We start from the raw sequence: 22,747 nt of genomic DNA, 5'->3' as shown, positions 1-22,747 counted from the left end.
GTCCACGCCCGACACCCTGGCGCCGGTCATCCAGCTCCGGTGCCTGTTCCGTCGCCTCAAGGCTAGCGTGCACGAGTCGTCAAGAGCATGTGAACACGCATCACCCGAATGGCGGTACGGCAAGCCCGCTGGCGAGGACCGCCGCACTAACCCCCGCCACGGCCCGCGAACTCGCCGCCCCATCAGCGGTCGCGGGCCGCCGCGTAGCCCGCGTATCAGCCCTCGAGGGTTCCCATGTACTCAGGGGCGTAGCGGTCACCGGTGACCACGCCGTGCGGGGCGACCGCCTCGATCGCGGCGATGTCGTCGCCGGTGAGTGCGACGCCGGTGGCCGCGGCGTTCTCCTCCAGGTACCGGCGGCGCTTGGTACCGGGAATGGCGACCGCGCCTTGGTGCTGGACCCATGCCAGCGCCAGCTGGGAGGCGGTCACGCCCTTGGCCGCAGCCAGGCGGTTGACCTGCTTGACGACCTCGAGGTTGCGCGCGAAGTTCTCGCCCTGGAACCGGGGGTCGGTGCGCCGCCAGTCGTCTTCGGCGAAGTCGTCGGGGCTGGTGATGGCCCCGGACAAGAAGCCTCGACCCAACGGCGAGTACGCGACCAACCCGACCCCTAGCTCCTGCAAGGTCTGCAGCACTCCGTTGTGCTCGATGCCGCGCTCGAACAGCGAGTACTCCGTCTGGACGGCGGTCAACGGGTGGACCGCGTGGGCGCGGCGGATCGTAGCGGCGGACGCCTCGCACACCCCGATGTAGCGGACCTTGCCGGCGGCGACCAACTCGCCAAAGGCACCGATCGTCTCCTCGATCGGCACAGCCGGGTCGATGCGGTGCAGGTAGTACAGGTCGACATGGTCGGTATCCAGGTGCCGCAGCGACCGATCCAGGGCCCGGCGCACGTAGTCGGGCCGGCCGTTGAGACCGACCGCCTGCCCGTCGTCGGTGATCTCAAAGCCGGTCTTGGTGGCGACCACGGCCGCGTCCCGGCGCCCGGCCAGCGCTTTGCCGACCAGTTGTTCGTTGACGAAGGGGCCGTAGCTCTCGGCGGTGTCCAGCAGGGTGATGCCAAGCTCCAACGCCCGGTCGATCGTGGCCAGCGACTCCGCCTCGTCGGTGGCGCCGTAGAACGTACTCATGCCCATACAACCCAGGCCCTGGATGCTGACGGTCAGGCCTTCACTGCCCAGCGAACGCTGTTCCACGACTTCCTCCCAGTGAGAAGAGCGACTGCGCGGAACTCCCGGTCGAGGGAAGTCGACCTCCACACGGAGCAGAGGCCTCTTTTCCGGACAGTCTGCCCCCTATGTTGCAACGCTCGCGGCTCAGGCGCCGGTCGATACCGGCCGCCCCGGGGCGTCTGTGCCTCGGCCGCTTGCGCAGCGCACCCGGTCGGGCCCGTGCCGGCATGTCCGGCCTCAAAATCACTGGGATCCAGCGATGCCTACTCACCCGGCCGGCGGTAAGCCTGGCCTCGTTGTGGAAGCTCGCACGGCTGCCAGGGACGTGCTCCGAGATCCACCGGGAGAGACCGTGACCTCGCCAGACTCCGGCGTGGACAGCGTCCCCGAACTACCCGGCGACGTGCCCGCCGCGCCACCATCAACGCTCCGCGGCGGCAGGCCCTGGTCGCGCTGCACAGCGTGGTCGGGCAGGACTCCGGGGTCGCCTTAAGTCTGCTCAACACCTGCCAGCGGGTCGGCGGCGCGATCGGGCTGGCACTGCTCGGCGCTGTCGCCTGGACAACCGTCGCGAACACCGCCAGGACTCAGGTCGCGTACGCGGCGACCGCCACATAGCCGGGTTCCCCCGTGCCTGCGTCCATCGACGACCACGCGCTGACGGTCGGCTTTCCCCGGGCGTTCGCGGTCGCCGCCGGGATCGGACTGCTCGCCCTGGTCATCGCGATCGCCACCATCCGGGTCCGCCGCCATCCGGGTCCGCCGCCAGGACCTGTCCGGCGATATGCCCCCGCTTCTGCCGCGCTCAGGTCGCGCGAATCGCCGTGATCCAGTGATGCCCGCTCACCTGCCTGTCGGAAAGCCTGGATGTGAGCCGCCGTCCAGCGAACTCCGACCGAAGGGAGCTTCTCCGTGAGCGCCGAACAGCGAGAGAACCTCGAAGCGATCCTGCGGCAGTCGGCCTTCCCCGCCGACATCGACCTCGAGGAGCAGCGGCGACTGCTGCGGGAGTTGTTGTCAGCCCAGCCTTTGCCAGCCGACGTGACCGTGACCGCGTCCACGCTGGGCGGCGTCCCGATCGCAAAGGTCACCGTCGACGGAGTCGAACCCCGCCACACAGTCCTGTACTTCCACGGCGGCGTGTACGTGATGGGGGATGCGTTCACCGCTGCCGACCTCGCCTCGCAGGTTGCTCGCCGGACTGGCGCCAAGGCGATCTCCGTCGACTACCGGCTCGCCCCCGAGCACCCGTATCCGGCAGCGGTGGACGATGCTCTGGCGGCTTACGAAGGACTCCTGCAGAACGGTACAGCCGCCTCGGACATCGTCTTCGCAGGCGAGTCAGCCGGCGGCGGACTCGCCGTCGCCACCATGGTCAATGCCCGCGATCACGGGCTGCCGCTGCCCGCAGCGGCCTATGTCATGTCGCCGTACGTCGACCTCACCCTGGCCGGGGCGACCATGGAGACCAAGGGGGCGGTCGACCCGCTGATGAGTCGGCAAGGCTTCCTCGCCCAAATCGCGAACTACACATCGGGACAGGACGCTGCCTTCGGGCTGATCAGCCCCATCTTCGCCGACCTGTCCGGCCTTCCGCCCCTGGTCATCCAGGTGGGAACGTACGAGGTGCTCCTCGACGACGCCATCCGCCTGGCTGGCGCGGCCGCCGCCGCTGACGTTGAGGTCGTCCTCGACGTCACCCCCGGAGTGACGCACGTCTTCCAGGCCTATCACGCGATCCTCGACGAAGCCGTCGTAGCGCTGGACCGGGCCGGACAGCGCCTGTCGGCGCACCTGGCTGGCGCGAAGCGCGTCACCGCTCACGCCGAATAGCACATCAAAGAACTGATAGCAGATCACTGATCGACAGGAGTCCGATATGAGCGAGGCGACCGACTGGAACGCGGGCACCGTCGCGGAGTTCCGTGCCAACGAGGGCAAGGTCGGCGGTCCCTTCGAAGGCGCCCCGATAGTCCTGCTACATCACCGCGGCCGCAAGAGCGGGCAGGACCGTGTCACCCCGATGATGTACCTGGCACACGAGACCGATCCGGACCGCATCTACGTCTTCGCATCCAAGGGCGGCGCGCCCACCAACCCGGACTGGTACTTCAACTTGACCGCCGCCGGTAGCGGCAGTGTCGAACGCGGAACCGAGACGTACGAAGTGAGCGTCCGCGAAGTCCCCGGCGCCGAACGCGACCGGATCTACGCCGAACAGGCGCGGCGCTACCCGGGCTTCGCCGAGTACGAACGCCAAACAGCTGGCGTGCGCACCATTCCCGTTCTCGAACTCAGCCGGGCGTAGAGATCCCTTTCCCGCGCCACACGAAAGCCATTGCCCCGAAGGAGATGCAGGGAACATGCCCAAGGCAGTCAGATACGACCGGTTCGGCGGGATCGACGTCCTGCGGGTCGAGGAGGTGGAACGGCCCGTACCCGGGGACGGGGAAGTTCTCGTCCGCGTGAAAGCGGCCGGCATCAACCCCAGTGAAGCGGCCATCCGGACCGGGGCGGTGGCACAGATCTTCCCGTCGACGTTCCCGTCCGGGCAGGGCAGCGACCTGGCCGGGATCGTCGAGGAGGTCGGCGCTGGCGTCACCGGGTTCTCGATCGGCGACGAGGTGATCGGCTTCAACCAGAAGCGGGCCTCCCAGGCCGAGCTGACCCTCGTCGAGGCCGGCGACCTCACGCACAAGCCGGAGAACGTCTCCTGGGAGGTGGCCGGCAGCCTGTACGTCATCGGCGTGACCGCGCGGGGAGCGGTCAACTCGGTCACGCTCAAGGAAGGCGAAACCGTCGTCATCTCCGGGGCCGCCGGCGGAGTCGGATCCCTCGCCGTCCAACTCGCGCGCCGCACCGGGGCCACAGTCATCGGCCTGGCCAGCGAAAGCAACCACGAATGGCTGAAAGGCCACGGCGTGATCCCGGTCGCCTACGGCGACGGCGTCGCGGACCGGATCAAGGCCGCCGCACCCGACGGCGTGGACGCCTTCATCGACACCCACGGCGGCGGCTACGTCGAGCTGGCCCTCGCCCTCGGCGTCGCGCCCGACCGGATCGACACTATCGCCGACTTCGCATCCGCCGCGAAGTACGGGGTGAAGACCGACGGCGGCACAGCGGCCGGGCCCGGCGCCGCGGTACTCGCCGAGCTAGCCGGCCTGATCGCCGACGGACACCTCGAGGTGCCCATCGCGAACGTCTACCCGCTGACGCAGGTCCGCGAGGCCTACACCGAGCTCGAACGGCGCCACACGCACGGCAAGATCGTCCTCAGGCCCTAGGCCGTAGTCCTGTCCTGCATCGTTCGTCCGCCCGACAGACCAAACGACGGACCGCCTCCCCGACAGGAGATCTACATGACAACCGACATCGAGGCACTCGTGCGCCGCGCGTACCACCTGGCAGAGGGCGATGTCCTGGACGCCCAGGGGTTCGCCGAACTGTTCACCGAGGACGGCGTCTTCAACGGCATCGGCGGTGTGACCGGCCAGGAAAGCTACCGGGGCGAGCACCTCGGCGACGTGATCATCTGGATGGGCAGCTTCCTTCCCGACGTCCACCGGGAACTCCACCGGGTCAACGTGCTCGGAGACGTCGTCGCCATCGAACTGTCCATCCAGGGCACCTTCCTCGGGCCCTTCGACACACCCGCCGGCGCGATCCAGCCGACAGGGGCCAGCCTCGACATCCCCACCGCCGACTTCTGGTACGTGCGCGACGGCAAGATCCAGGAGTTCAACTGCCACATCGGCACGACCACCATGTTCGCGCAGATAGGCGTACTGCCCGACTTCGCATCCGCTATCGCAGCGTCCGCTACCGAAGGTAAGTCGGCCAGCGACTGAATGCCACGCCGGAGGCGGTCGTGCTGGCGGGTCGAGGAATCGTTCCAAGCCGGAAAGGGCCTGACAGGCCTCGATGAACACCAGGGCTGCCCCTTCGCTCTTGGGCGCGCTGAACCGAGCTGGCCATGCTCGCCCACGCATTCCTCGCCGCCCTCGCCGCTGAACAGCCCAACCTGCCCGGCGACGCGGACATGATCTCGCTGACCTGCCAGGAGACAGCCCCTGCGATCTACTCGAATCGGTTGCACCGTCGGGGCAGAGAAAATTACGTGACCGGCGGTCTTGATTGCGCGCGGATTTTCATGATGCCGGTGTCAGCGATGTCCGGAATAGTCGAAGGTGATCGTCCAGCTCCACAGCAGCAGACCCAGTGGGCCAAGAATGAGGAACCACACGTCCCTGATCCACGCGGCACTACCCGAGCGGTAGACCGTGCCGTCAACGTCCACAGCGGCCACCGCGTCGCCGATCGATGACGTGGTGTCGGACTGGAGGTCCACACCGGTCAATGTTGGCGACTGTGCACCCGCACGCAGTGCTCCTATTGAAGACTGAAAGCCTTACGGTGGCCGCAGGTCACAGCCTAATGCCGGCGCAACGGCACGCGATGTTCGAAGGCCTGACGGACCGGATCGCAGAACGATCCAGCCGCGTCGAACCGAGCCGTCGTGTGGAAGTCGATGCTCAGTCTGATGACACGCCTGCTGCGCAAGCGCCTGGTTCAGATTCAGGTTGATCACTCGGTCACGATGAGAACGAGTTTGCCGGCCGTGCGACGGGTCTCGCCGCGCCGGTGTGCCTCGGCGGCCTGCTCCAGCGGCAGCACGCCGTCGATCTCGGCGCGCAGGAGGCCCTTGTCGACCAGTGCCGCGATCGCCGTCATGCCGGCGTGGTCGGCTTCGACGGTCAGGTATTCCAGTCGGACGCCATGCTCTTTGGCCGCGGACTTCATGTGTTCGACCTGTGAGAAGACGATGGCGACGAGGATGCCGCCCGGGCGCAGGGTTCGCAGCGACCGTGGAGCGTAGTCGCCGCCGACGGCGTCGAGCACGACGTCGACGTCCCGGACCGTCTCGGCGAAATCGGTCTGGGTGTAGTCGACCACTTCGTCGGCGCCCAGGCCGCGGACGAAATCGTGTTTGGGCGCGCTGGCCGTACCGATCACGTGTGCGCCGCGAGCCTTGGCGATCTGCACGGCGAGGTGGCCCACTCCGCCGGCCGCGGCGTGGACGAGCACCCGCTGGCCCGGCTGGACGTCGGCCGTGTCCACCAGCGCCTGCCAGGCGGTGAGCGCGGCCACCGGCAGCGCCGCCGCCTGCACGTGGTCGATTCCCACCGGTTTGCGAGCGAAGTTCCGGGAGGGGGCGGCCACGTACTCGGCGTAGGCGCCGGCGCCCCGCGGGTAGTCGAGCATGCCGAAGACCTCATCGCCCGTCTTGTGGCGCGTCACGCCCTCTCCAACGGCCTCGACGACGCCGGACACGTCCCAGCCCACGACGAAGGGCGGCGCGCCCAAGTAGAGGCCGGTCTTGCGGTGCAGCCAGTCGGTCGGGTTGACGCCGGCGGCGTGCACCCGGACCAGGACGTCCGTGGGCCCGAGTGTCGGCCGGTCGAGCTCGACGACGGTAAGGACCCCCGGACCGCCCAGGACCTCTTGGCTGATCGCGCGCATCAACGGCTTCCTTCCTCACGGCACGCCCTGCGCGTACGACTGCGACCAGCCTGCTAGTACCGGAGAACGACGGAAAGTGTCCCGATGGACATCATGTGCAAAGATCTGGCCATGCACCGCATCGTCGTGCTCGCTCTGGAGAACGTCTATCCCTTCGAACTCGGGATCCCCGCGCGGGTCTTCGGCGCGGCCCGAGGCCCCGCGGGCGAGCAGCTCTACGAGGTGGTCACGTGTTCGCTCGACGGCGGACCGGTCACCACCGCCGCCGATTTCGCCGTCGTGGTGGAACACGGCATCGAGGCGCTCGAGACCGCCGACACCCTGGTCGTCCTGCCGTTCGCGTGGGAACCCGCGGACGAGAACGCGCCCGACCTCCCGCCCGACCTCCCCGCTGACCTCCCCGCCGACGTGTTCGCCACGCTACGGCCGGGCACGCGCGTCGTGTCGATCTGCACCGCAGCCGTCCTACTCGCCGCCGTCGGCCTCCTCGACGGTCGGTCCGCGACCACGCACTGGGAGGAGGCCGAGCACTGCCAACGGCTGTTCCCCCGCGTGGATTGGGACGCGGATGTGCTGTTCGTGGACGACGGCGACGTGCTCACCTCGGCCGGCGTGGCCGCCGGCATCGACCTGTGCCTGCACATCATCCGACGCGACCATGGCAGCGCCGCCGCGAACCGCGCGGCCCGCCACTGCGTCGTGCCGCCCTGGCGCGACGGCGGGCAGGCGCAGTACATCGAACGTCCGGTGCCGAGCCCGTCGACGGCCGCGACCGCGGCCACGCAGGCCTGGGCACTCCAGCGACTCGAGCGTCCGCTGCCGCTGGCCGAGCTCGCCGGGCACGCCCGGATGAGCGTGCGGACCCTCAGCCGCCGCTTCCGGCAGGAAGTCGGGATGACCCCCGGCGACTGGCTGATCCAACAACGCGTGGAACTCGCCCGACACTTGCTGGAGGCCAGCGACCTGCCCATAGACCAGATCGCCCGCCGCACCGGTCTGGGCACCTCGGCCTCGCTCCGCCGACACCTGCACGCCGCGATCGGCATTTCACCCCTCGCCTACCGGCGGACGTTCCGCGCGACTGGGGCTGTCGACCAGACGCCAAAGCACTGACGGGCCGATCGGGAAACGATCGCGACGAGCCTGATGCGCGGCATCGCGCCATGGCGCCGCCCCCGGCCGGAACAACTCCGTTGGTGCCCGGAATATCGCCCGCTGATCGCTGCCAGGCGTCGATGCCACGCTCAAGCTCCACGGAAACCACCTCGCCAGGCCGGATCCGACGGGGACCATTCAGGTAAGTCAGGGTTCGACGTCGCCGAGCTCGTGTGGGCGTTGGCCAAGGAGTGTCGTGGCAGAAGCCTGGGACGGTCGAGCGACCCGGAAGCGACCCGGAAGTGACCGGCTCGCACGAGAGTGGTTCCGTCAGCTTCGGGTGAGACTGAGCTAAACCGTCCTGGGCTTGACCGAAACGTCACGGCACGTAGCGTTCGGCCTGGCCTGAAAACCCCGCTTTGTGGCCGCCGTCGCAAACGTACTGCTCGCCGTCGGCATCGGGATCGCAACAACAGCCCCGGCCTCTGCTGCCAGCACCGCACCCACGGCCAGTGGCCTCGAGCTCAGCGCACAGTCCGTCGCCGGACGGCGGCAGCAACGGCGCAGGCTTGCCCGCAATCATCTGGAACTGCAACGCCAACAATGACCAGCAGTGGTACACGACCTAGCCCCTAGAGTGGCTTGGCGGCCACGGCTTCAGCTGACCACCAAGCCACTTTGCTTTACCTCCCCGTGCAGAAAGTCTTAGCCTGGCGCGTTCATCACGCGAATCGGAGTCCTGAGTCCCCGTAGAGGAAGTGTGCCTCGACCCGGGATGATCCGTCCCAAGCTCGTCGTGACGGCGGACACTCCAGCCAGGGTTCCGGCAGATCCGCCAGCGGGATCTCGGCGACGATCCCCTTCTGCACTGCTCCGGCCACACGGCCGGGACTAGCCGCGAAGTGTCACCTGTCCGTAGAACCGTGTGGGCGTGGGCACGGCTGCGAGCATCATGCGTGCGTGCCCGCCTGGCCGTGGGGTCAGCGCGTATCGCGTCGTCAGCAGTCGACACAGCAGGATCAGCTGTGTGGTTCCCAACGTGGCCCCGACACAGGACGTCGGCGCCCAGCCGAACGGTATGTATGGCGCCCGCGCGGTCGGCTCGCCTGTGCCGTTCGGACCGTTCGGACCGTTCGGACCGTTCGGACCGTTCGGACAGTTCGCATTCGATGCCTCCGGCAGCCAGCGATCAGGGTCGAAGGTCTCCGGATCCGTCCAGTACGCCGGATCGTGGTGCACCATGAGCGAGCTGAGCAGATACAGCTGGCCGGGATGCAACGTGTGACCGGCCACCTTGGTCTCCCGCCGGACGACGCGCGCCAGCAGCGACGGCGGGTTCCACAGCCGGAGCACCTCCTTGACGAACCGATGCGTGACCGGCGCGCTGCGGGTCGGCGAGGCGTGGAACTCCTCGTCCGGCACATCGAGGTGCTCCTTGCGAAGCAACTCGGCCCAGTGTGTCTGCCGCTGCAACTCGAACATCACACTCGCGGCGGCGGACCCCGGCGGTCCGGCCACCGCGGTCAGCATCGCGGTCACCGCGTCCACCGCCCGGTCCATGCCGAGGTCGGGCAGCAGGTCGCGGACGATCGGCTCGGTCAGGTCCAGCCGGCCCGGCCGGCTCCCGCGTGAGCGCCCTCGGAGCTCCATCCGCACGGCCAGCCCGGCGCGGATCTGCGTCATGGGCGACGTCGACAGCCGTGAGTTGTCGAGGTGGCCGGACTCGGCGGTGGCGAGCAGGTGGCGGATCTTGCCGATCAGGTCGGCGTGGACGACGGCCGCGGCGCGCGGAGACAGGCCGTCGATGATGACGGGCACGGTGGCGCGCGTGATGGTCTCGTGCGCGAGCCACACCAAGTCCACTTCCCGGCCGAGGCGGGCGTGGAAGACGGCGCGCATGCGTTCTTCGAGCCCCGCGGTGGTCTGGGCGCCGGACAGCGCGCGGATCCGGCCCAGCCACGCTCCCCGCACCTGATCCCAGGTGACGACGGGGCTGGGGCGGCGGCGCAGCAGGTCGATCAGCCGGTCGCCGAGCGGCGAGCCGACGACGTTGTGGGTGTGCACCCGCCGCGCGAGGTCGGGGTCGAAGATGCCGAGTTCGCCGTCGTCGACCCAGAAGACGCTGCCCTCGTCGTGGTAGCGCCGGCGCAGGGTGCTGATGAACTCGCGCTGCTCCGGGGACTCCGGTTCGCGTGCGTTCTGGTCGGCGCTGTCCGCTGCGGGCACTTCCATGTGTCTCCTCAGCTTGCTCGAAGTGCTCGAAGCGCTCGACTAGCCTTATCGACTCCGCGTGCTCGGCGCGCCCCGCGTGCTCGGCGCGCTCGACCGGGAGAGCGGATCCGCCCTCCCGGCGCGAGGCAGCCGTTCTACATGTTGTGGTACACGTACCAGTTGAAGTACCGCGAGTACCCGCGGGTCCTGATTGACAGCGCCCGCTGCGTTGCATGCGCGATCTTCCTCATGGTCACCTCCTTACACGGTCAGCAGGTAGACGTTCGGGCGGTCGCCCGGACGCGGAACAGGGGCGGCGCCAGGGCCGGGCCCATGTCGGGCCGGTCGGCGCGGGCGCTCACGCGAACCTCGTAGCGGAAGATCTCCTCGAGCAGCCGCTCGACCAGCTCCAGCGCGATCGCCGCACCGGTGCAGCTGTGCGGGCCCCAGCCGAAGGGCAGGTACGCGGGCGGTCCGGTCAGGTCGGCCCAGCGTTCCGGGCGGAAGGCGTCGGGCTCGGGCCAGTGTTCCGGATGGCGGTGCACCAGGTAGCTGCACACGATCACGTCGTCGTCGCGGCGCAGCCGGGTCCCGGCGAGTTCGTGGTCCTGGGCCACCGTCCGTCCGAACAGCCACGCCACCGGCCACATCCGCAGCGCTTCCCGCACCACCCAGCCGTGCCGCGCGCTCTCCGGCGCGACGCCGCCGGTGAGCAGCACCGACCAGCCCAGCGCGAAGCCCACCGATCCGGTGAGCGCGAACACGTGCGAGATGAAGACCTCCGCGACGTCGCGGTCGGGCTGATCCCCGGCGCTCAGCGCGACGACGTCCAACAGGTCGCCCGGCGGATGTCCGCTGCCGGCGCGCCGGCTCTGCCGCACCGCTTCGGCCAGTCCGTCGAACGCCCGCTTCCGGAACCGGGCCCGCTCCCGCCGCGAGTACCGGCCTCGCGCTCCGGCCAGCACGCCGCGTTCGAAGATCTCGTTCAGCAGTGCCCGCTGCGCCGGGTCGCGGTGCCGCCCCACGAGCAGGTCGGCCGTCAGGTCGTAGACCAGGCGATTCCCGGCGTCTGGCCACTCGGTCTCTGCGACTCCGATTCCAGCTCCGACGCTGCTGCCGACGCCGACCAGACTCCGGGCCACCGCCTCAGGCACCGCGGCGAACACCTCGGCCATCCGCTCGCGCAGGAAGACCCGACCGGCCCGAGCGATATCCACCTGGGCCTGCCGCGGTCCGAAGATCCCGTGCCGGATGTGGAAGAAGTCAGAGTGCTCACGGAACAGCCCGTCCGGGTTGCCGAGCACCGCCTTGGCCGCTTCGGGGTCCGCGAAACAGACCGGCGTGTGCGGTAGGCGGACCACGTCGCCCTGATCCCGCCGCGCGGCCTCCAGCTGAGGCAACAGCTCTCTTCCACGATCCGACCGCGACACGCCGACCTCCCACAGGACGCTTCCAGATACGGTGAGCCGTGCCGCGATACACGGAGAATGAGCCGGGGCTCGTGCTATCGAGTCCCCCCTAGCCGGTAAGCCGGAAACTCCCGGAACTTTCTCTGAGACTTTTTTGGCTTGATCTGGCGGAATACTCCATCCGTGTCAAGCTCCGCGCCAAGACGATGAGCGAACACTCGGATACGGCGTCGTTGGGGTATGTGGCTCACAAGGGTGCTGTCATCCGAGCGCTCACCGCCGCGGACTTGATTGAGGCGTGTCAGCCCTGGCTTCGGTCACCGCGCGCACCTTGGGCGCCGGAGGACTTTGACGCTTCCGTGTTCGAGCATGTCGCACCGCTCGTCCAGACAAGGATCACGGTCTTGGGCGAGGTCGTCGACTACGTCGACTTCCTGTTCCTGTCGGAGCCAGTCCACGATGAGCAGTCATGGTCCAAGGCGGTAAAGCTTGTGACTGGCGCACCGCGGACATCCAAGTCCTCTCTGGAAGCCGTCGCAGCTCCACTGGGGTTGAAGATGGGCAAGGCCCAGGCACCGGTGCGAGTTGCTACGACCGGTCGAACGGTCGGATTCCCGCTGTTCGAGTCGTTGGAAGCTCTTGGCCGCGAGCGAACTCTTAGCCGTCAAGCCTGAGAGGCGCCAGCCCGAACCAGTCCGGTCTGGGCTGCTGCAGCTGGTTCGCCAACTGCAGCATGAGTCCGTCCTGGTTGGGCGGTCCGTAGAGCATCACCCCGATGGGGAGGCTGTCCGGTCCTAAGCCAGCAGGAATTGCCAGCCCCGGGATGCCGGTATCGTTGCCGAACGCGGTGTAGCGGGCGGCAGCTCGACGACGACGCGCTCGACCATGCCTGCGCATGTCGGCGCCTGCTCGAGCCGTGCGGTCCTGGCTGGCAACCGACCCGATGGGCCGCTGACCCACCGGATCACGCAGTTGATCGAACCGCCGCGGACCATGCGACGACTCGCTGCGGCGAACTGGCTGCACGTCAACGGCCTGGAGCCGATCGCGGAGCTCGGCGCCCTACCGGCCGCGCGATCCCAGCCCGCTGAACCGCCTGGACCACCTCGACCCGGGCCTGTGCTCACCGGCGACACGTCCTTGAAGTCCGACGTCCAGGCGCCGACAGCACAGCCGTGCTGCATCACGGTGTTACGGCGCCGTCGGACCTGCGGCCCATTGGAAGACGGTGCCTTCGTGGATCGCGGCGTAGACCCGGTCGCGCAGCCGGTTCGCCTCGGTATCGGTCAGCGTCCGGTCCAAGCGGCGCAGCACCACCCGCACCAGCAGGTTCCTTTGATCCACGCTTGCGCCGAGGCGGGATAGCGCCTGGGACAAGATCTCGACCGATTCCACGGCGACCGCATCCTCGCCGAGGGCGTCGCGGACCCGATCGCCCAGGTCTTCGCCGACGGTGCCGGCACCCACGGCCACCGACGGGTCGCGCCGGACCGCAGGCATCGCCGACACCGGCCGATACGGCGCCAGATCCAGCATCTGTGCGGCGATCGCCGGGTCGGGCGCGCGCAGCGCCCTGATATCCGGGATGCCCTTGACCAGCATGAGCAGCCCATGGCCAGGCTAGGCCAGGGTCAGGTCCGCCGTCGCGGCATGCGCAGGGCGCGGCCGTCGCGCCGACCAGCCCGGTGACAGCCCGGGCGAAGGCCGACGTCAACAACGCTGACCTGCGTCTCACCTTGCGTGGATGCGGTAGCGCTGTGAGATCCCCTCCCGAAAACGGGGCGCCGGCGCCCGTGCCGTATCGGGAACATTCCAGCCGAGACCGCCGGGTTCGGGCAGGGGTCTGTGGGTCTGCCAGCCAATCTGAATCAGGGCTCGAATATGGGTCCACACGCTCGGCTTCGTCAGCCGAGCGCCTTCAGCATCGCCGGGACGTCGATGTAGATCTCCATGCTCGTGACCTTGCCCGCACGGATCTGCCAGATGTGCAACTCGGGAACGTCGAAACGCACGCCGCCGGCGACGGTGGACCCGATGCTGCGCCCGATCTCGACGACCCGGTCGCCCGCGTCCATGATTCGTTCGACGGTCAGCTGCGGGTCGATGTGGCCCAGCAGGCCGGTGAAGAACTCGACCGCGCCCTCGTGTCCCTTGAACTGCCCGCCCCAGGGCAGCAGCTCCGACTGGCGGATCTCCACGTCGGGGTCGAAGACCTCGCCGATCACGCCGAAGTCACGCGTCTCGAACGCCTTGTAAACCTGCTTGATAGTGTCGATGGTGCTCGCGGACACAATCGTCCCCTGTCTGAACGTCGTCGGATCGGTCTCACGGCTCGCCGGGACCGCTTCTCAAAGCCTCGCCGTCGTTCGGGAAATGACGCAAGCATGGGCGGGATTGCCGAAAGGAATCGATCCAGATGTTCGGAAAACCCGGCCGCCCGGCTGAGGACCGGATCAAACGGCAACAGGAGATCTTCCTCGCTGTCGCCCCGCTGATCGGCGAGTACGGCGGGCGAGCCGTCACCATGACCCGGGCCGCGCGGGCCGCGAACATGTCCGTCGGCGGGCTTTACCACTACTTCTCCACCAAACGCGAACTCCTGCTCTTCGGCATCGCGCCGGCCAACTTCGAGCGCCTTTGCGCGGACTTCAGGCAACGGCACGGACACCTGGCGGCGACCGATCCGCGTGCTCTCCTCGCGATCAGCCTGGACACCCTGACGTCAGCGGCCGGCGCCTTCGTCGCGCCGTCCGTCCTGGCGGCGGCCGAGCTGGGCGTCCCCACTCTGCGGGCCCATCTCGACGAGGCACTGACGACCGAGGTCGTCGGCCTGGTCGACACGATCCGGCTCGCCTATCCGGCACTCACCACAGAGTCGGCCACCGTGCTGGGCCGAGCGCTGCGGCACCAGTGCGCCACCAGGCTGCTCGACCCGGAGCTGGACCCGGCCGATCTGCGCACCATGCTCGAAGGGACCGTCGCCGCCTTCACCGTCATCGCCCCCGCCCGGGCGTCGGCCGGCAATCGTCTTCAGCCGCGGTCACAAGCAAGCCTCATCGGTAGATCTGACGACTCGCCTCTGAAGAAGCCTTTACGTCGCGCCGCCACCCGCGGCGGGATCGTGTGAACGGATCCCGGCGCAGCACAATCAGAGTGAAGTGTTCTTGAAAGGCAGGCTGCCTACCGTTGATGGCGATCCGTCCGTCGCCGCGAGGTACTTCGGCCAGGTGCTACTGACAGAGGAGTTGAGGCGCACATGAGCCAGCTCGACTGGAGTCTCGGCGAGTACGAGTGGACGGCGACCGACCTGCGTCCCGCAGCGGTCGAAGCGGTCGAAGCCGCGGCGCTGTCCGCTGGGCAGCGGGTCATCGACGTCGGATGCGGATCGGGGAACGCCGCTTTGCTGGCGGCCGAGCTCGGTGCGGACACGACAGGCGTCGATCCGGCCGCGCGCCTGCGTGAGGTCGGCGCGAAGGCCGCCGCTGCCGCCGGTCAGAGGGTCGCGTTCCTGGACGGCACCGCCGAAGCCCTTCCGGTGCCCGACCGCTGCGCCGATGCCGTGCTGTCGGTCTTCGGGGTGATCTTCGCCTCCGACGCCGCCCGGGCGGCCGCCGAGATGGCGCGGGTGCTCCGTCCGTCCGGGCGAATCGTGATCACCGCGTGGAACCCGGCGGGCCTGTTCCCCGCGATCACCGCCATTCCGCTCGCCGCTTTGCGAGAGATCGGAGCGGGCGCCCCGGCCGCCGCTCCCTTCGCCTGGCACGACCACACCGCGGTGGGCGAACTGCTCGCGCCGCACGGCTTCACGCTGTCCACCGAGGCCCGGGATCTGGTCGTCACCGCGGATTCGGTCGACGACTTCTGGACCACGCGATTCGTCCGTCACCCGCTTGGCGCAGCGTTCCTGCCGGTTCTGGAACAGGCCGGCCTGCTCGACAGCGTCCGGGCCGCGGCCGTCGACCTGCTCGCCGGGGCCAACCAGGACCCGCGCGGGTTCCGCGTCTCGGCGTCCTACGTCGTTCACCGCGCCGTGCGCTGACCTGACGATTCGGCCTGACCCGTAAGCTGAGGGGGTGGGAAGGCCGGGTCACGGGGGGTTGGACGGCATGGTGTTCTGTCGGATCCTGGGGCCCTGCGCGGTGGAGGTCGACGGCATCGGGATCGATCTCGGCGGGCCGGTGCCGCGACGTGTGGTCTCCGGGCTGTCCATCGCCGATGGTGCGCCGGTCGACGATCGCGTGCTGGCCGAGTACGTATGGGCCGAGGATCAGCCGTCGAACGTCGTGAACGCGCTGCGCGTCGTCGTCTCCCGGCTGCGGTCGGCGCTCGGCGCGGAGGCACGCGGCATCATCGAGCGCACACACGCCGGATACCGGCTCGCTCTCGACTCCGATCAGACCGATCACGGTCGGTTCGCCGAGCTCGTCGAGCGTGGACGTGCGCTGCTGGCCGATGGCATGGCGGCCGAGTCGGCGCAGGCCTTCCGGACCGCGTTGGAGCTGTGGCGGGGAGACCCCTGGACAGACCTCGGCCAGACCGTCGCGGCTGCCGGAGCGCGCGCCCGGCTGAGCGAACTGCGTGCGGTCGCGGCCGAGGAGCTCCAGGCCGCCCGACTCGCCTGCGGCGACACCTCGGCAGCCGTCGTCGACCTCACCGAGGCGGTCGCCGAGATGCCCTATCGCGAGAGGCGCTGGGAGCTGTTGGCCCTCGGGCTGTACCGCAGCGGCAGGCAGGGCCACGCGCTGGCCGAGCTTCGCCGGGTGCGCGCGCTGCTGGTCGACGAACTCGGTGTGGACCCGGGCCCGGCGCTGCGCGACCTGGAACAACGGATGCTCGATCAGGATCCGGTGTTGATGCCCCCGGCGACCGATGCGGGGGCGCGGGTCCCCGCCGTCCGGTCCCTGCCGTCCGCACCGCGTCGGCTCACCCGGCCCGCGACCTCCCTGGTGGGCCGCGCCGGCGATCTGACCAGGCTCGCCGAGGTCCTGGCGGACCATCGCCTGGTGACCCTGTACGGTCCGGCCGGAGTGGGCAAGACGCGCCTGGCGGTCGAACACGCCGCCGCCAGGAACTCGGGTGAGACCTGGCTGGTGAGGCTCGCGGACGCGCACACCGACGACGGTGTCGCGGTGGCGGTCGCGGCGGCGGTCGGTATCACCCATCTGGCCGATCACCCGGTCGCACTCATCGAGCAGGCCCTCGCCAACCGGGCCGGGTTGTTGGTCCTCGACAACTGCGAGCACCTGGCCGAGGCGGTCGCCGGTCTGCTCGCCGAGATACTGCCGGCCTGCCCGTTGCTCACGGTGCTCGCCACCAGCCGCCATCCGCTCAATGTGGACGGCGAGCAGTTGTACCCGCTGAGGCCGCTTCCGCTGCGGACCCCGGAGGGCGAGGACGGCGCCGCGCTCCAGCTCCTGTTCGACCGGATCCGGGCCGGCCGGGCCGCCGCCGCCGGCTGGCACGCCGATCCGGACGAGCGGCTGGCCGCCCGCGAGATCTGCGGGCTGCTCGACGGGCTTCCGCTGGCGATCGAACTGGCCGCGGCGCGGGAGCGGGCGTTCGGTCTGCGCGCTCTCGCGGGCCATCTGCGGGCACGCCTGGATGTGCTCGGATCCACGCCCCGCGGTTCCCTCACGCCGCACGCCACCCTCCAGGCCGCCATCGGCTGGAGCTTCGACCAGCTCGCCGAGGACGATCAGGCGCTGCTGCTGCGGCTCTGGCCGTTCGAAGGTGGCTTCTCCTGGGACGCGGCACAGGCCGTCGCGCCCGAGGGCGCGGCCGTGTCGGCCTCGCTCGCCGCGCTGGTCGACCGCTCCATGGTGATGGCGGATGTCTCAGAGCACCCCATCCGGTACCGCGTGTTGGAGACGATCCGGCGGTACTGCCACGACGTCGACCCCGACGCCGACACCACCGCCGTGGTGCACGCGCGATGGATCAGGGCACTGGTCGCCGCTCACGCTCCGTTGATCACCGGACCGGAGGAGGTGCGTGCCTTCGGCGTGCTCTCCGCGGAGCTGCCGAACATCCGGGCCGGTATCGCCTTCGATCTCGAACACGACCCCGTCCAGGCGCTGCGCACCGCTGCCGCGCTCGAATACGTCTGGCCGAGTTTCGGCGTGCTGGCAGAAGGCATGCGGCTGATCCGTTCCGCGATGCGGGCGTGCCCGCAGGCGCCCGTGAACGATCGCGTGAGCGGATTGCTGGCGCTGTCCATCGATTCCTTCCACTGCGGTGATGCCGCCGAGGCCGTGCGACTCGCCTCGTCGGCGGCCGATCTGCTCGGCGAGACGAAGAACGCCGAGCAGAGCGCTTTGCTGGTGAAGGCGCTCGTGTTCGTGGGCGCCGGTGCGACGGCTGTGCGCGATATCCCGACCACGCAGGCTGCCCTGGAACGCTATCGGGGAGAGACCGCCCGCTATCCGGCTCCCGCGTGGATCGAGTCGAGTGCCATCTTGTGCGAGGGGCTTCTGGAGGTCCAGCAGGGACACCAGGCACGCGGGGAAGAGCTGCTGCACACCGCACGGGACAAGGCCGCTGAGTGTGGCTTCGGCTGGGCGCGGGGCACCGCCGATCTCACCTTGGCCCGCAGCATGCTCGGCTCCGGTGAGCAGTCGCAAGCACGCTCGGTGCTTCTCGCGCTTAGCCGAGCCGTCGAGGTTTTCCAGAGCCAGCGCAATCTGGCCGACCTCCTGGGCGTCGTCTGGACCGGTTCGCGCGCTCTGGCCGACCACTCCCCGCACGTCGCGGTCACCTTGCGATCAGCCGCACTGGAGCATGCCGCCCGTATCGGCACGGTGGACCGGTACTCCACCGCTTCGCCCAGGGATCGGAACGCGGCGGCCGGGCTCTCCGCCGCCGAACGGGCTGGCGCCGAACAAGCCGGACGCGAACTGACCTGGGACCAGATGATCGAGCTCTTCAGGACCTCGGCGCTCGATGTTTCAGCACGGTTGGAAGGGAACTGAAACCACCTCCCGCGATGGTCGTGGCATCAGCCACTGCCACCCCGAGGAGCATCATGACCGACGGAGGAATCGTGACCGGCGAACCGCCGGCCGAATCCCCACCCGAACTCGGCGTGCCGTCCCCGTCCGGGCCGGCGTCCTACCGCATGCACGTCCATCGTTCGGGGCGTGGTCCGCTGGTCCTCCTGCTGCACGGGGGGCTGCGGGGCGGCCAGGCCGGATGGCGCCACCAACATCCGCTGACCCGAAGGTGGACGTTGCTGGCCCCTGATCGGCCCGGCCACGGCGAGTCGCCCCCCGCGCGGCAGGACTTCGAATCGGAGTCGGTGTTGGTCGCGCACCAGCTGCTGGACAGACCGGTGCACGTCGTCGGAATGTCGTACGGCGCGATCGTGGCGATGTACGCGGCCGCGCTCCGTCCGGACAATGTGCGGTCGCTGACCCTCGTCGAGCCGCCGTGCACGGCCGTGGCTGCCGGAGTGCCGGCCGTCGATGCCTACGGCGAAGAGGTACGGCGCGTTCTGGAACTGCGCGACGCCACCGACGCGGACGCCCTACGGGAGTTCCTCGCCGTCGTCGGTGCTCCGGCCGAGGTGTCGGAGCCGATTCCGCCCAGCCTGCGCAAAGGGCTCCGGCAGCTTCTCGGCGCCCGGCCTCCGGACGAGGCCGAGCCGCCGCTGGCACAGCTTCGTGCGGCGCCGTTTCACACGCTCGTCGTCTCCGGCGGACATCTCGAGGCCAACGAGATCATCTGCGATGTCATCGCTGCGGAGACGGCCGGCAGTCGCGCGGTCTGTCCAGGAGCGGGCCACCTCATCCCCGACACCGGAAAACCGTTCAACGACCTCCTCGAACGACACTTTCGCGCCGCGGGCGGCGAAGCATCCGAGGTGTGCTGAACCATGGGTTCGAGTACCAAGGACTTGCAAGAAGCCGCGCCGCGGATGGTCGTCCATCGCTGGGGACACGGCGATATCAGCGAGCACGGTTTCCCGCGAGAGCGGATGTCGGAATACGGCCTGCTCTACTTCGATGACGAGCTCAGGTGTTTGCGCGAACTCGATCCCACGCCTCCTGTCGCCGCCGCGTGGCCGCTGTGCCGATGAGCTGGCCGAATTACGGCTGGCCGGGCGTGGCGGAGCGGCACTGCAATGGATCTGAAACCCCTGTCGGCAACCGTGGTCGACGCAAGATATCCGACCTCGAAGGGCGTTCTCATCATGTCCCGCTCGGCGACCGCATTCGCGGTAATACTCGTCGCCCCGGCCTTGGTTCTGGGCCTGGCCGACTGCAGTTCCTCGCACAACTCGTCGGCTGCGGGCAGTACGAGCTCCGGTACGACCGGTGCCGCCACGACGTCCGCATCCTCCGCATCCTCCGCACCCTCCGCGACCGACAGCTCTGCCGCCACATCGTCGGCAGCGGCGTCCTCCGCCCCCGCGCCGGGAGGTGGCGGTTCGGCGTGCGGGGACGAGAAGTACATCGTGGGCGTGATCCGCGGCCTTCAGCAGGGCCAACAGCCGGGCGACCAAGCCGAGGTGGCCAAGCGGGCCAACGACTTCGTCCAGGAGGCTCCCGCTGAAATCCAGCAGCCCGCTCAAGGCGTCACCGGCCCGCTGGTCGTCTCTGTCAGACACCCGGAGGTGGCGGGGGGAGAGCTGGGGACGGACGGCGTGAAATCGGATCTCGATCAGCTCGATGCGTGGTCGCGTCAGAACTGCTGAGCTCGTACGAATCGACCCACTGGGGGAAAAGTGCATGACAACACGCCTGACACCAATAGGAGCACCGGAACCGGCCCGAACCGATCGAGGCCCGCGGCCCAGATCGTGGCGCCTCTGCTGGCGATCGTCGCGATCCTGCTTCGCCGGGTGAGCTACCCGAGCGGCCCGAGCGGCCCGACGGGTTTCAGGACTACTCAAGGAAGGCAAGTCGCGTGACCACACAATCGAGGGTTCTTTCGCCACGGCCGAAAGCCCGAATTCTCGCGCTGCTGATCGCAGCCGCTTCGGCCTCCGCCGGGCTCGTGTCGGGTTCCGGCGCCGCTCATGCCGACGCCCAGCCAGGATCGGGATACTACGAGATCCGGAACGTCGCATTCGGCAACTGCGTTACCGCCTCGCTCGGCGGCACGGTCAACCAGGCCTCTGTGACTTCGTGCACCGGCTCCCTGCCGCAAGAATGGAACGAGATCGCGTATAGCAACGGAGACCAGCTCAACAGCTACCAGTCGCTGTGCCTGCAGGCGAACGTCGCCGATCAAACGGTGGAATCCGCGCCGTGCAACGGCAGCCCTTTCCAGAGATGGATAAAGAGCTACGACAAGTACGACTCCGGAGCGATCCGCTACTACCTCGACCCCTTCGCGACCAACTGCGGCTACTACTGCTTCCTGGGCGCCGACACCAGCCAGCCCAGCCGCCTTCGACTGGCCGTGAACAAGACCCCGACCAGTTACGCACCCTCCATCGACTGGACCCGCTCGTAGGCACCGCGCGTGGCGGAGGTGCGTTTCATCGATGCCACCAGGGTCTTCCACGGCATGTGGAAGCCCGCGGTCGACGGGGTCGACCTGACGGTCCGAGACGGCGAGCTCCTCGTGCTGACGGGGCCGTCCGGCAGTGGGAAGAGCACGCTCCTGCGCCTGCTGGCCGGCCTCGAACCCCTGGACCGGGGCAGCGTCCTGATCAACGGCTCCGACGTGGGCCGCACGGCGCCGGACAAGCGCGCCGTCTCGATGATCTTCCAGGGCTTCGCCCTCTTCCCGCACCTGACCGTGCGGGAGAACATCGCGTTCCCGCTGACGATGCGTAAATCGTCGGCGAAGTCGGCGGCGGCGCGGGTGAACCAGGTCGCGAAGCTCTGCGGCGTGACGGACCATCTGTCATCGAGGCCCGAGGGGCTGAGCTTCGACATCCGGCAGCGGACGACCATGGCCCGTGCCATCGTCCGCCGCCCCGACGTCGTCTGCCTCGACGAGCCGCTGGCGGGCCCGGGGGTCCCGCTGATGATGCGGGGCCGTAGCCCGATCGGGTCGCTCCAGCGCGAGCTGGGGGTCACGATGCTGTACGCGACGTGCTCGTCCGAGGACGCCTGGGCCGTCGCCGACCGCGTCGCCGTCCTCGATCGGGGAACGCTCCACCAGGTCGGCACCCCCCGGGACGTGTTCCTGGAACCGGCCTCCATCGCGGTGGCCCAGTTCCTCGGCTCACCGGCCATGAACCTGGTGACCGCGGCGGTGGAAGGCCGAACGGCTCGCGTCGGCCGCCTGGCGGTCCCGGTGTCCGCCGCGCAGCTCAGTTCGCTGAGCGGAAACCGCGTCGTCGTCGGCCTCCGACCCGAAGACCTCACGATCGGAGGAGAAGGCGAGGGCATCCGAGCCGTGACGATCCTCGTCCGCGACACCGGCCGCGACCACCTGGTCACCACCCGCACGACCGTCGGCGGCGATGAGGTCGACCTCGTCGTCCGCCACACCGGCGGCCCACTTCCCGTCAAAGGCGAGAACGTGGTGGTCGGCGTGGCCGGAGGTGCCGACGTCGCACGCTTCCACCTCTTCGATGAGAAGACGGGACACCGCTTGGCAGGGTGACGCCCGCTCCCTGGAGTCTTGGGCGGGGCTACAGCTGCACGTCGACACCGGGCTCGACGAGCTCGATCGGGATCCCGGTCAGGCCCTTCTCGCCGAGGAGGTTGGCGGTGGATCGCCGGCCGAGGTCGCTGAGCATGAGTTCGTGGATCTGGACGATCCGTTCGGGCTTGATCGTACGGACGTAGTCCGCGGCTTCGCCGAGCTTGGTCCATGGTCCGCTGGTCGGCAGCAGAAGAGTGTGCACAGGGGCGTCGGGCGCGAAGTAGGCGTCGCCAGGGTGGTACAGCGCTCCGTCTTCGAGGAGGTAGCCGACGTTGTCGGGGCACGGGATGTCGGGGTGGATCAGCGCGTGGCGGTCGCCGTGGACGGCTGCGCTGATGGCGCCGACGGTGAAGGTGTCGCCGGCGGCGACGGCTCGGACCCGACCACCGTGGCTGCCGAGGGCGGCCGCGACCGCGGCGGTGCCGAAGACCCGCAAGTCAGGCTGAGCTTGGAGGGCGGCCGCGACGACCCCTTCGTCGAAGTGGTCGAAGTGCTCATGGGTGATCAGGACCGCGTGGGCCTGGGCGATGGCATCTGCCGCGTCCGGGGCGAAGGTGCCGGGGTCGATGACCAAGCGGGTGCCGTCCTTCTCGACGGTCACGCAGGCATGAGCGTGCTTTGTGAGCTTCACAGGGGGTCCTAATGATTCTCGGGAGTGAGCCATCCGGCAGACTCCTGGGTGGACAGCCGCTGGCAGGTGAGCACTTGTGTGTCCAGGACTTCGAGTCCTGT

The 22,747-nt window shown here is 69.0% G+C and carries 22 protein-coding genes and 1 pseudogene; 14 read left to right on the top strand and 9 right to left on the bottom strand.

The genetic code is table 11. The annotated features are described in order from the left end of the window. Positions 1-215: 215 nt before the first annotated feature. A complete protein-coding gene (locus ABH920_RS48700) occupies positions 216-1,199 on the bottom strand; it encodes an aldo/keto reductase (RefSeq protein ID WP_370356464.1) in 984 nt (327 codons plus the stop codon). 563 nt (positions 1,200-1,762) lie between these two features. Further along, positions 1,763-1,897: a hypothetical protein gene (locus ABH920_RS48695; protein ID WP_370356462.1), complete on the bottom strand. Its 135-nt coding sequence runs from the start codon at positions 1,895-1,897 to the stop codon at positions 1,763-1,765. A gap of 190 nt (positions 1,898-2,087) precedes the next feature. Between ABH920_RS48695 and ABH920_RS48690 the strand changes: the two genes are divergently transcribed. The 4 genes from ABH920_RS48690 to ABH920_RS48675 all read left to right on the top strand — a co-directional run bounded on the left by ABH920_RS48690 (position 2,088) and on the right by ABH920_RS48675 (position 5,026). Further along, positions 2,088-3,008 (top strand): alpha/beta hydrolase, encoded by a 921-nt coding sequence (locus ABH920_RS48690; RefSeq protein WP_370356460.1) that lies wholly within the window; start codon positions 2,088-2,090, stop codon positions 3,006-3,008. A gap of 46 nt (positions 3,009-3,054) precedes the next feature. Then, positions 3,055-3,483, top strand: coding sequence for a nitroreductase family deazaflavin-dependent oxidoreductase (locus ABH920_RS48685; RefSeq protein WP_370356458.1), 429 nt, complete (start codon positions 3,055-3,057; stop codon positions 3,481-3,483). Positions 3,484-3,538: 55 nt separating this feature from the next. Then, the gene (locus tag ABH920_RS48680) at positions 3,539-4,462 is read left to right on the top strand and encodes an NADP-dependent oxidoreductase (protein ID WP_370356456.1); all 924 of its coding nucleotides are present in this window, start codon (positions 3,539-3,541) and stop codon (positions 4,460-4,462) included. Positions 4,463-4,537: 75 nt separating this feature from the next. Further along, a complete protein-coding gene (locus tag ABH920_RS48675) occupies positions 4,538-5,026 on the top strand; it encodes an ester cyclase (protein WP_370356454.1) in 489 nt (162 codons plus the stop codon). A gap of 314 nt (positions 5,027-5,340) precedes the next feature. On the opposite strand, the gene ABH920_RS48670 is transcribed toward ABH920_RS48675, so the two are convergent. Together ABH920_RS48670 and ABH920_RS48665 are read right to left on the bottom strand one after the other, a co-directional pair. After that, positions 5,341-5,526, bottom strand: coding sequence for a hypothetical protein (locus ABH920_RS48670; protein WP_370356452.1), 186 nt, complete (start codon positions 5,524-5,526; stop codon positions 5,341-5,343). A 236-nt stretch (positions 5,527-5,762) separates the two neighbouring features. Continuing rightward, entirely contained in the window at positions 5,763-6,698 is a 936-nt protein-coding gene (locus ABH920_RS48665; RefSeq protein WP_370356450.1) for an NADP-dependent oxidoreductase, read from the bottom strand. 84 nt (positions 6,699-6,782) lie between these two features. On the opposite strand from ABH920_RS48665, the gene ABH920_RS48660 reads away from it, so the two are divergent. Then, a complete protein-coding gene (locus tag ABH920_RS48660) occupies positions 6,783-7,811 on the top strand; it encodes a GlxA family transcriptional regulator (RefSeq protein WP_370356448.1) in 1,029 nt (342 codons plus the stop codon). Between the two features lie 873 nt (positions 7,812-8,684). Here ABH920_RS48660 and ABH920_RS48655 read toward each other — a convergent pair. Both ABH920_RS48655 and ABH920_RS48650 read right to left on the bottom strand, forming a co-directional pair. Continuing rightward, positions 8,685-10,025: a cytochrome P450 gene (locus ABH920_RS48655; protein WP_370356445.1), complete on the bottom strand. Its 1,341-nt coding sequence runs from the start codon at positions 10,023-10,025 to the stop codon at positions 8,685-8,687. A 248-nt stretch (positions 10,026-10,273) separates the two neighbouring features. Then, a complete protein-coding gene (locus tag ABH920_RS48650) occupies positions 10,274-11,404 on the bottom strand; it encodes a cytochrome P450 (RefSeq protein WP_370356443.1) in 1,131 nt (376 codons plus the stop codon). 254 nt (positions 11,405-11,658) lie between these two features. On the opposite strand from ABH920_RS48650, the pseudogene ABH920_RS48645 reads away from it, so the two are divergent. Further along, positions 11,659-12,087 (top strand): annotated as a pseudogene (locus ABH920_RS48645) (glutamate--tRNA ligase); the annotation flags it as partial. A gap of 517 nt (positions 12,088-12,604) precedes the next feature. Here ABH920_RS48645 and ABH920_RS48640 read toward each other — a convergent pair. Together ABH920_RS48640 and ABH920_RS48635 are read right to left on the bottom strand one after the other, a co-directional pair. Beyond that, positions 12,605-13,015 carry a hypothetical protein gene (locus ABH920_RS48640; RefSeq protein WP_370356441.1) on the bottom strand — a complete coding sequence of 137 codons (411 nt, stop codon included), beginning with the start codon at positions 13,013-13,015 and terminating at the stop codon, positions 12,605-12,607. Positions 13,016-13,317: 302 nt separating this feature from the next. After that, positions 13,318-13,704 (bottom strand): nuclear transport factor 2 family protein, encoded by a 387-nt coding sequence (locus ABH920_RS48635; RefSeq protein ID WP_370356439.1) that lies wholly within the window; start codon positions 13,702-13,704, stop codon positions 13,318-13,320. A 125-nt stretch (positions 13,705-13,829) separates the two neighbouring features. Between ABH920_RS48635 and ABH920_RS48630 the strand changes: the two genes are divergently transcribed. The 8 genes from ABH920_RS48630 to ABH920_RS48595 all read left to right on the top strand — a co-directional run bounded on the left by ABH920_RS48630 (position 13,830) and on the right by ABH920_RS48595 (position 21,973). Then, positions 13,830-14,540 carry a TetR/AcrR family transcriptional regulator gene (locus tag ABH920_RS48630; RefSeq protein WP_370356437.1) on the top strand — a complete coding sequence of 237 codons (711 nt, stop codon included), beginning with the start codon at positions 13,830-13,832 and terminating at the stop codon, positions 14,538-14,540. 129 nt (positions 14,541-14,669) lie between these two features. After that, on the top strand, positions 14,670-15,452 hold the full coding sequence (locus tag ABH920_RS48625) for a class I SAM-dependent methyltransferase (RefSeq protein ID WP_370356435.1): 783 nt from the start codon (positions 14,670-14,672) through the stop codon (positions 15,450-15,452). A gap of 67 nt (positions 15,453-15,519) precedes the next feature. Then, positions 15,520-18,381 (top strand): BTAD domain-containing putative transcriptional regulator, encoded by a 2,862-nt coding sequence (locus ABH920_RS48620; protein ID WP_370356433.1) that lies wholly within the window; start codon positions 15,520-15,522, stop codon positions 18,379-18,381. Positions 18,382-18,527: 146 nt separating this feature from the next. Beyond that, a complete protein-coding gene (locus ABH920_RS48615) occupies positions 18,528-19,280 on the top strand; it encodes an alpha/beta fold hydrolase (RefSeq protein WP_370356506.1) in 753 nt (250 codons plus the stop codon). Between the two features lie 3 nt (positions 19,281-19,283). Next, entirely contained in the window at positions 19,284-19,487 is a 204-nt protein-coding gene (locus tag ABH920_RS48610; protein WP_370356430.1) for a hypothetical protein, read from the top strand. Positions 19,488-19,532: 45 nt separating this feature from the next. Continuing rightward, the gene (locus ABH920_RS48605) at positions 19,533-20,105 is read left to right on the top strand and encodes a hypothetical protein (protein WP_370356428.1); all 573 of its coding nucleotides are present in this window, start codon (positions 19,533-19,535) and stop codon (positions 20,103-20,105) included. 212 nt (positions 20,106-20,317) lie between these two features. Then, positions 20,318-20,869 carry an RICIN domain-containing protein gene (locus ABH920_RS48600; RefSeq protein WP_370356426.1) on the top strand — a complete coding sequence of 184 codons (552 nt, stop codon included), beginning with the start codon at positions 20,318-20,320 and terminating at the stop codon, positions 20,867-20,869. Between the two features lie 9 nt (positions 20,870-20,878). After that, on the top strand, positions 20,879-21,973 hold the full coding sequence (locus ABH920_RS48595; RefSeq protein ID WP_370356424.1) for an ABC transporter ATP-binding protein: 1,095 nt from the start codon (positions 20,879-20,881) through the stop codon (positions 21,971-21,973). A 28-nt stretch (positions 21,974-22,001) separates the two neighbouring features. Here ABH920_RS48595 and ABH920_RS48590 read toward each other — a convergent pair whose 3' ends face one another. Continuing rightward, positions 22,002-22,646, bottom strand: a complete 645-nt coding sequence (locus tag ABH920_RS48590; protein ID WP_370356422.1) for an MBL fold metallo-hydrolase — start codon at positions 22,644-22,646, stop codon at positions 22,002-22,004. Positions 22,647-22,747 lie beyond the last annotated feature (101 nt).

It is taken from the genome of Catenulispora sp. EB89 (assembly GCF_041261445.1).
Classification (GTDB): Bacteria; Actinomycetota; Actinomycetes; order Streptomycetales; family Catenulisporaceae; genus Catenulispora.
This window is presented reverse-complemented; position numbering and strand designations above follow the sequence as displayed.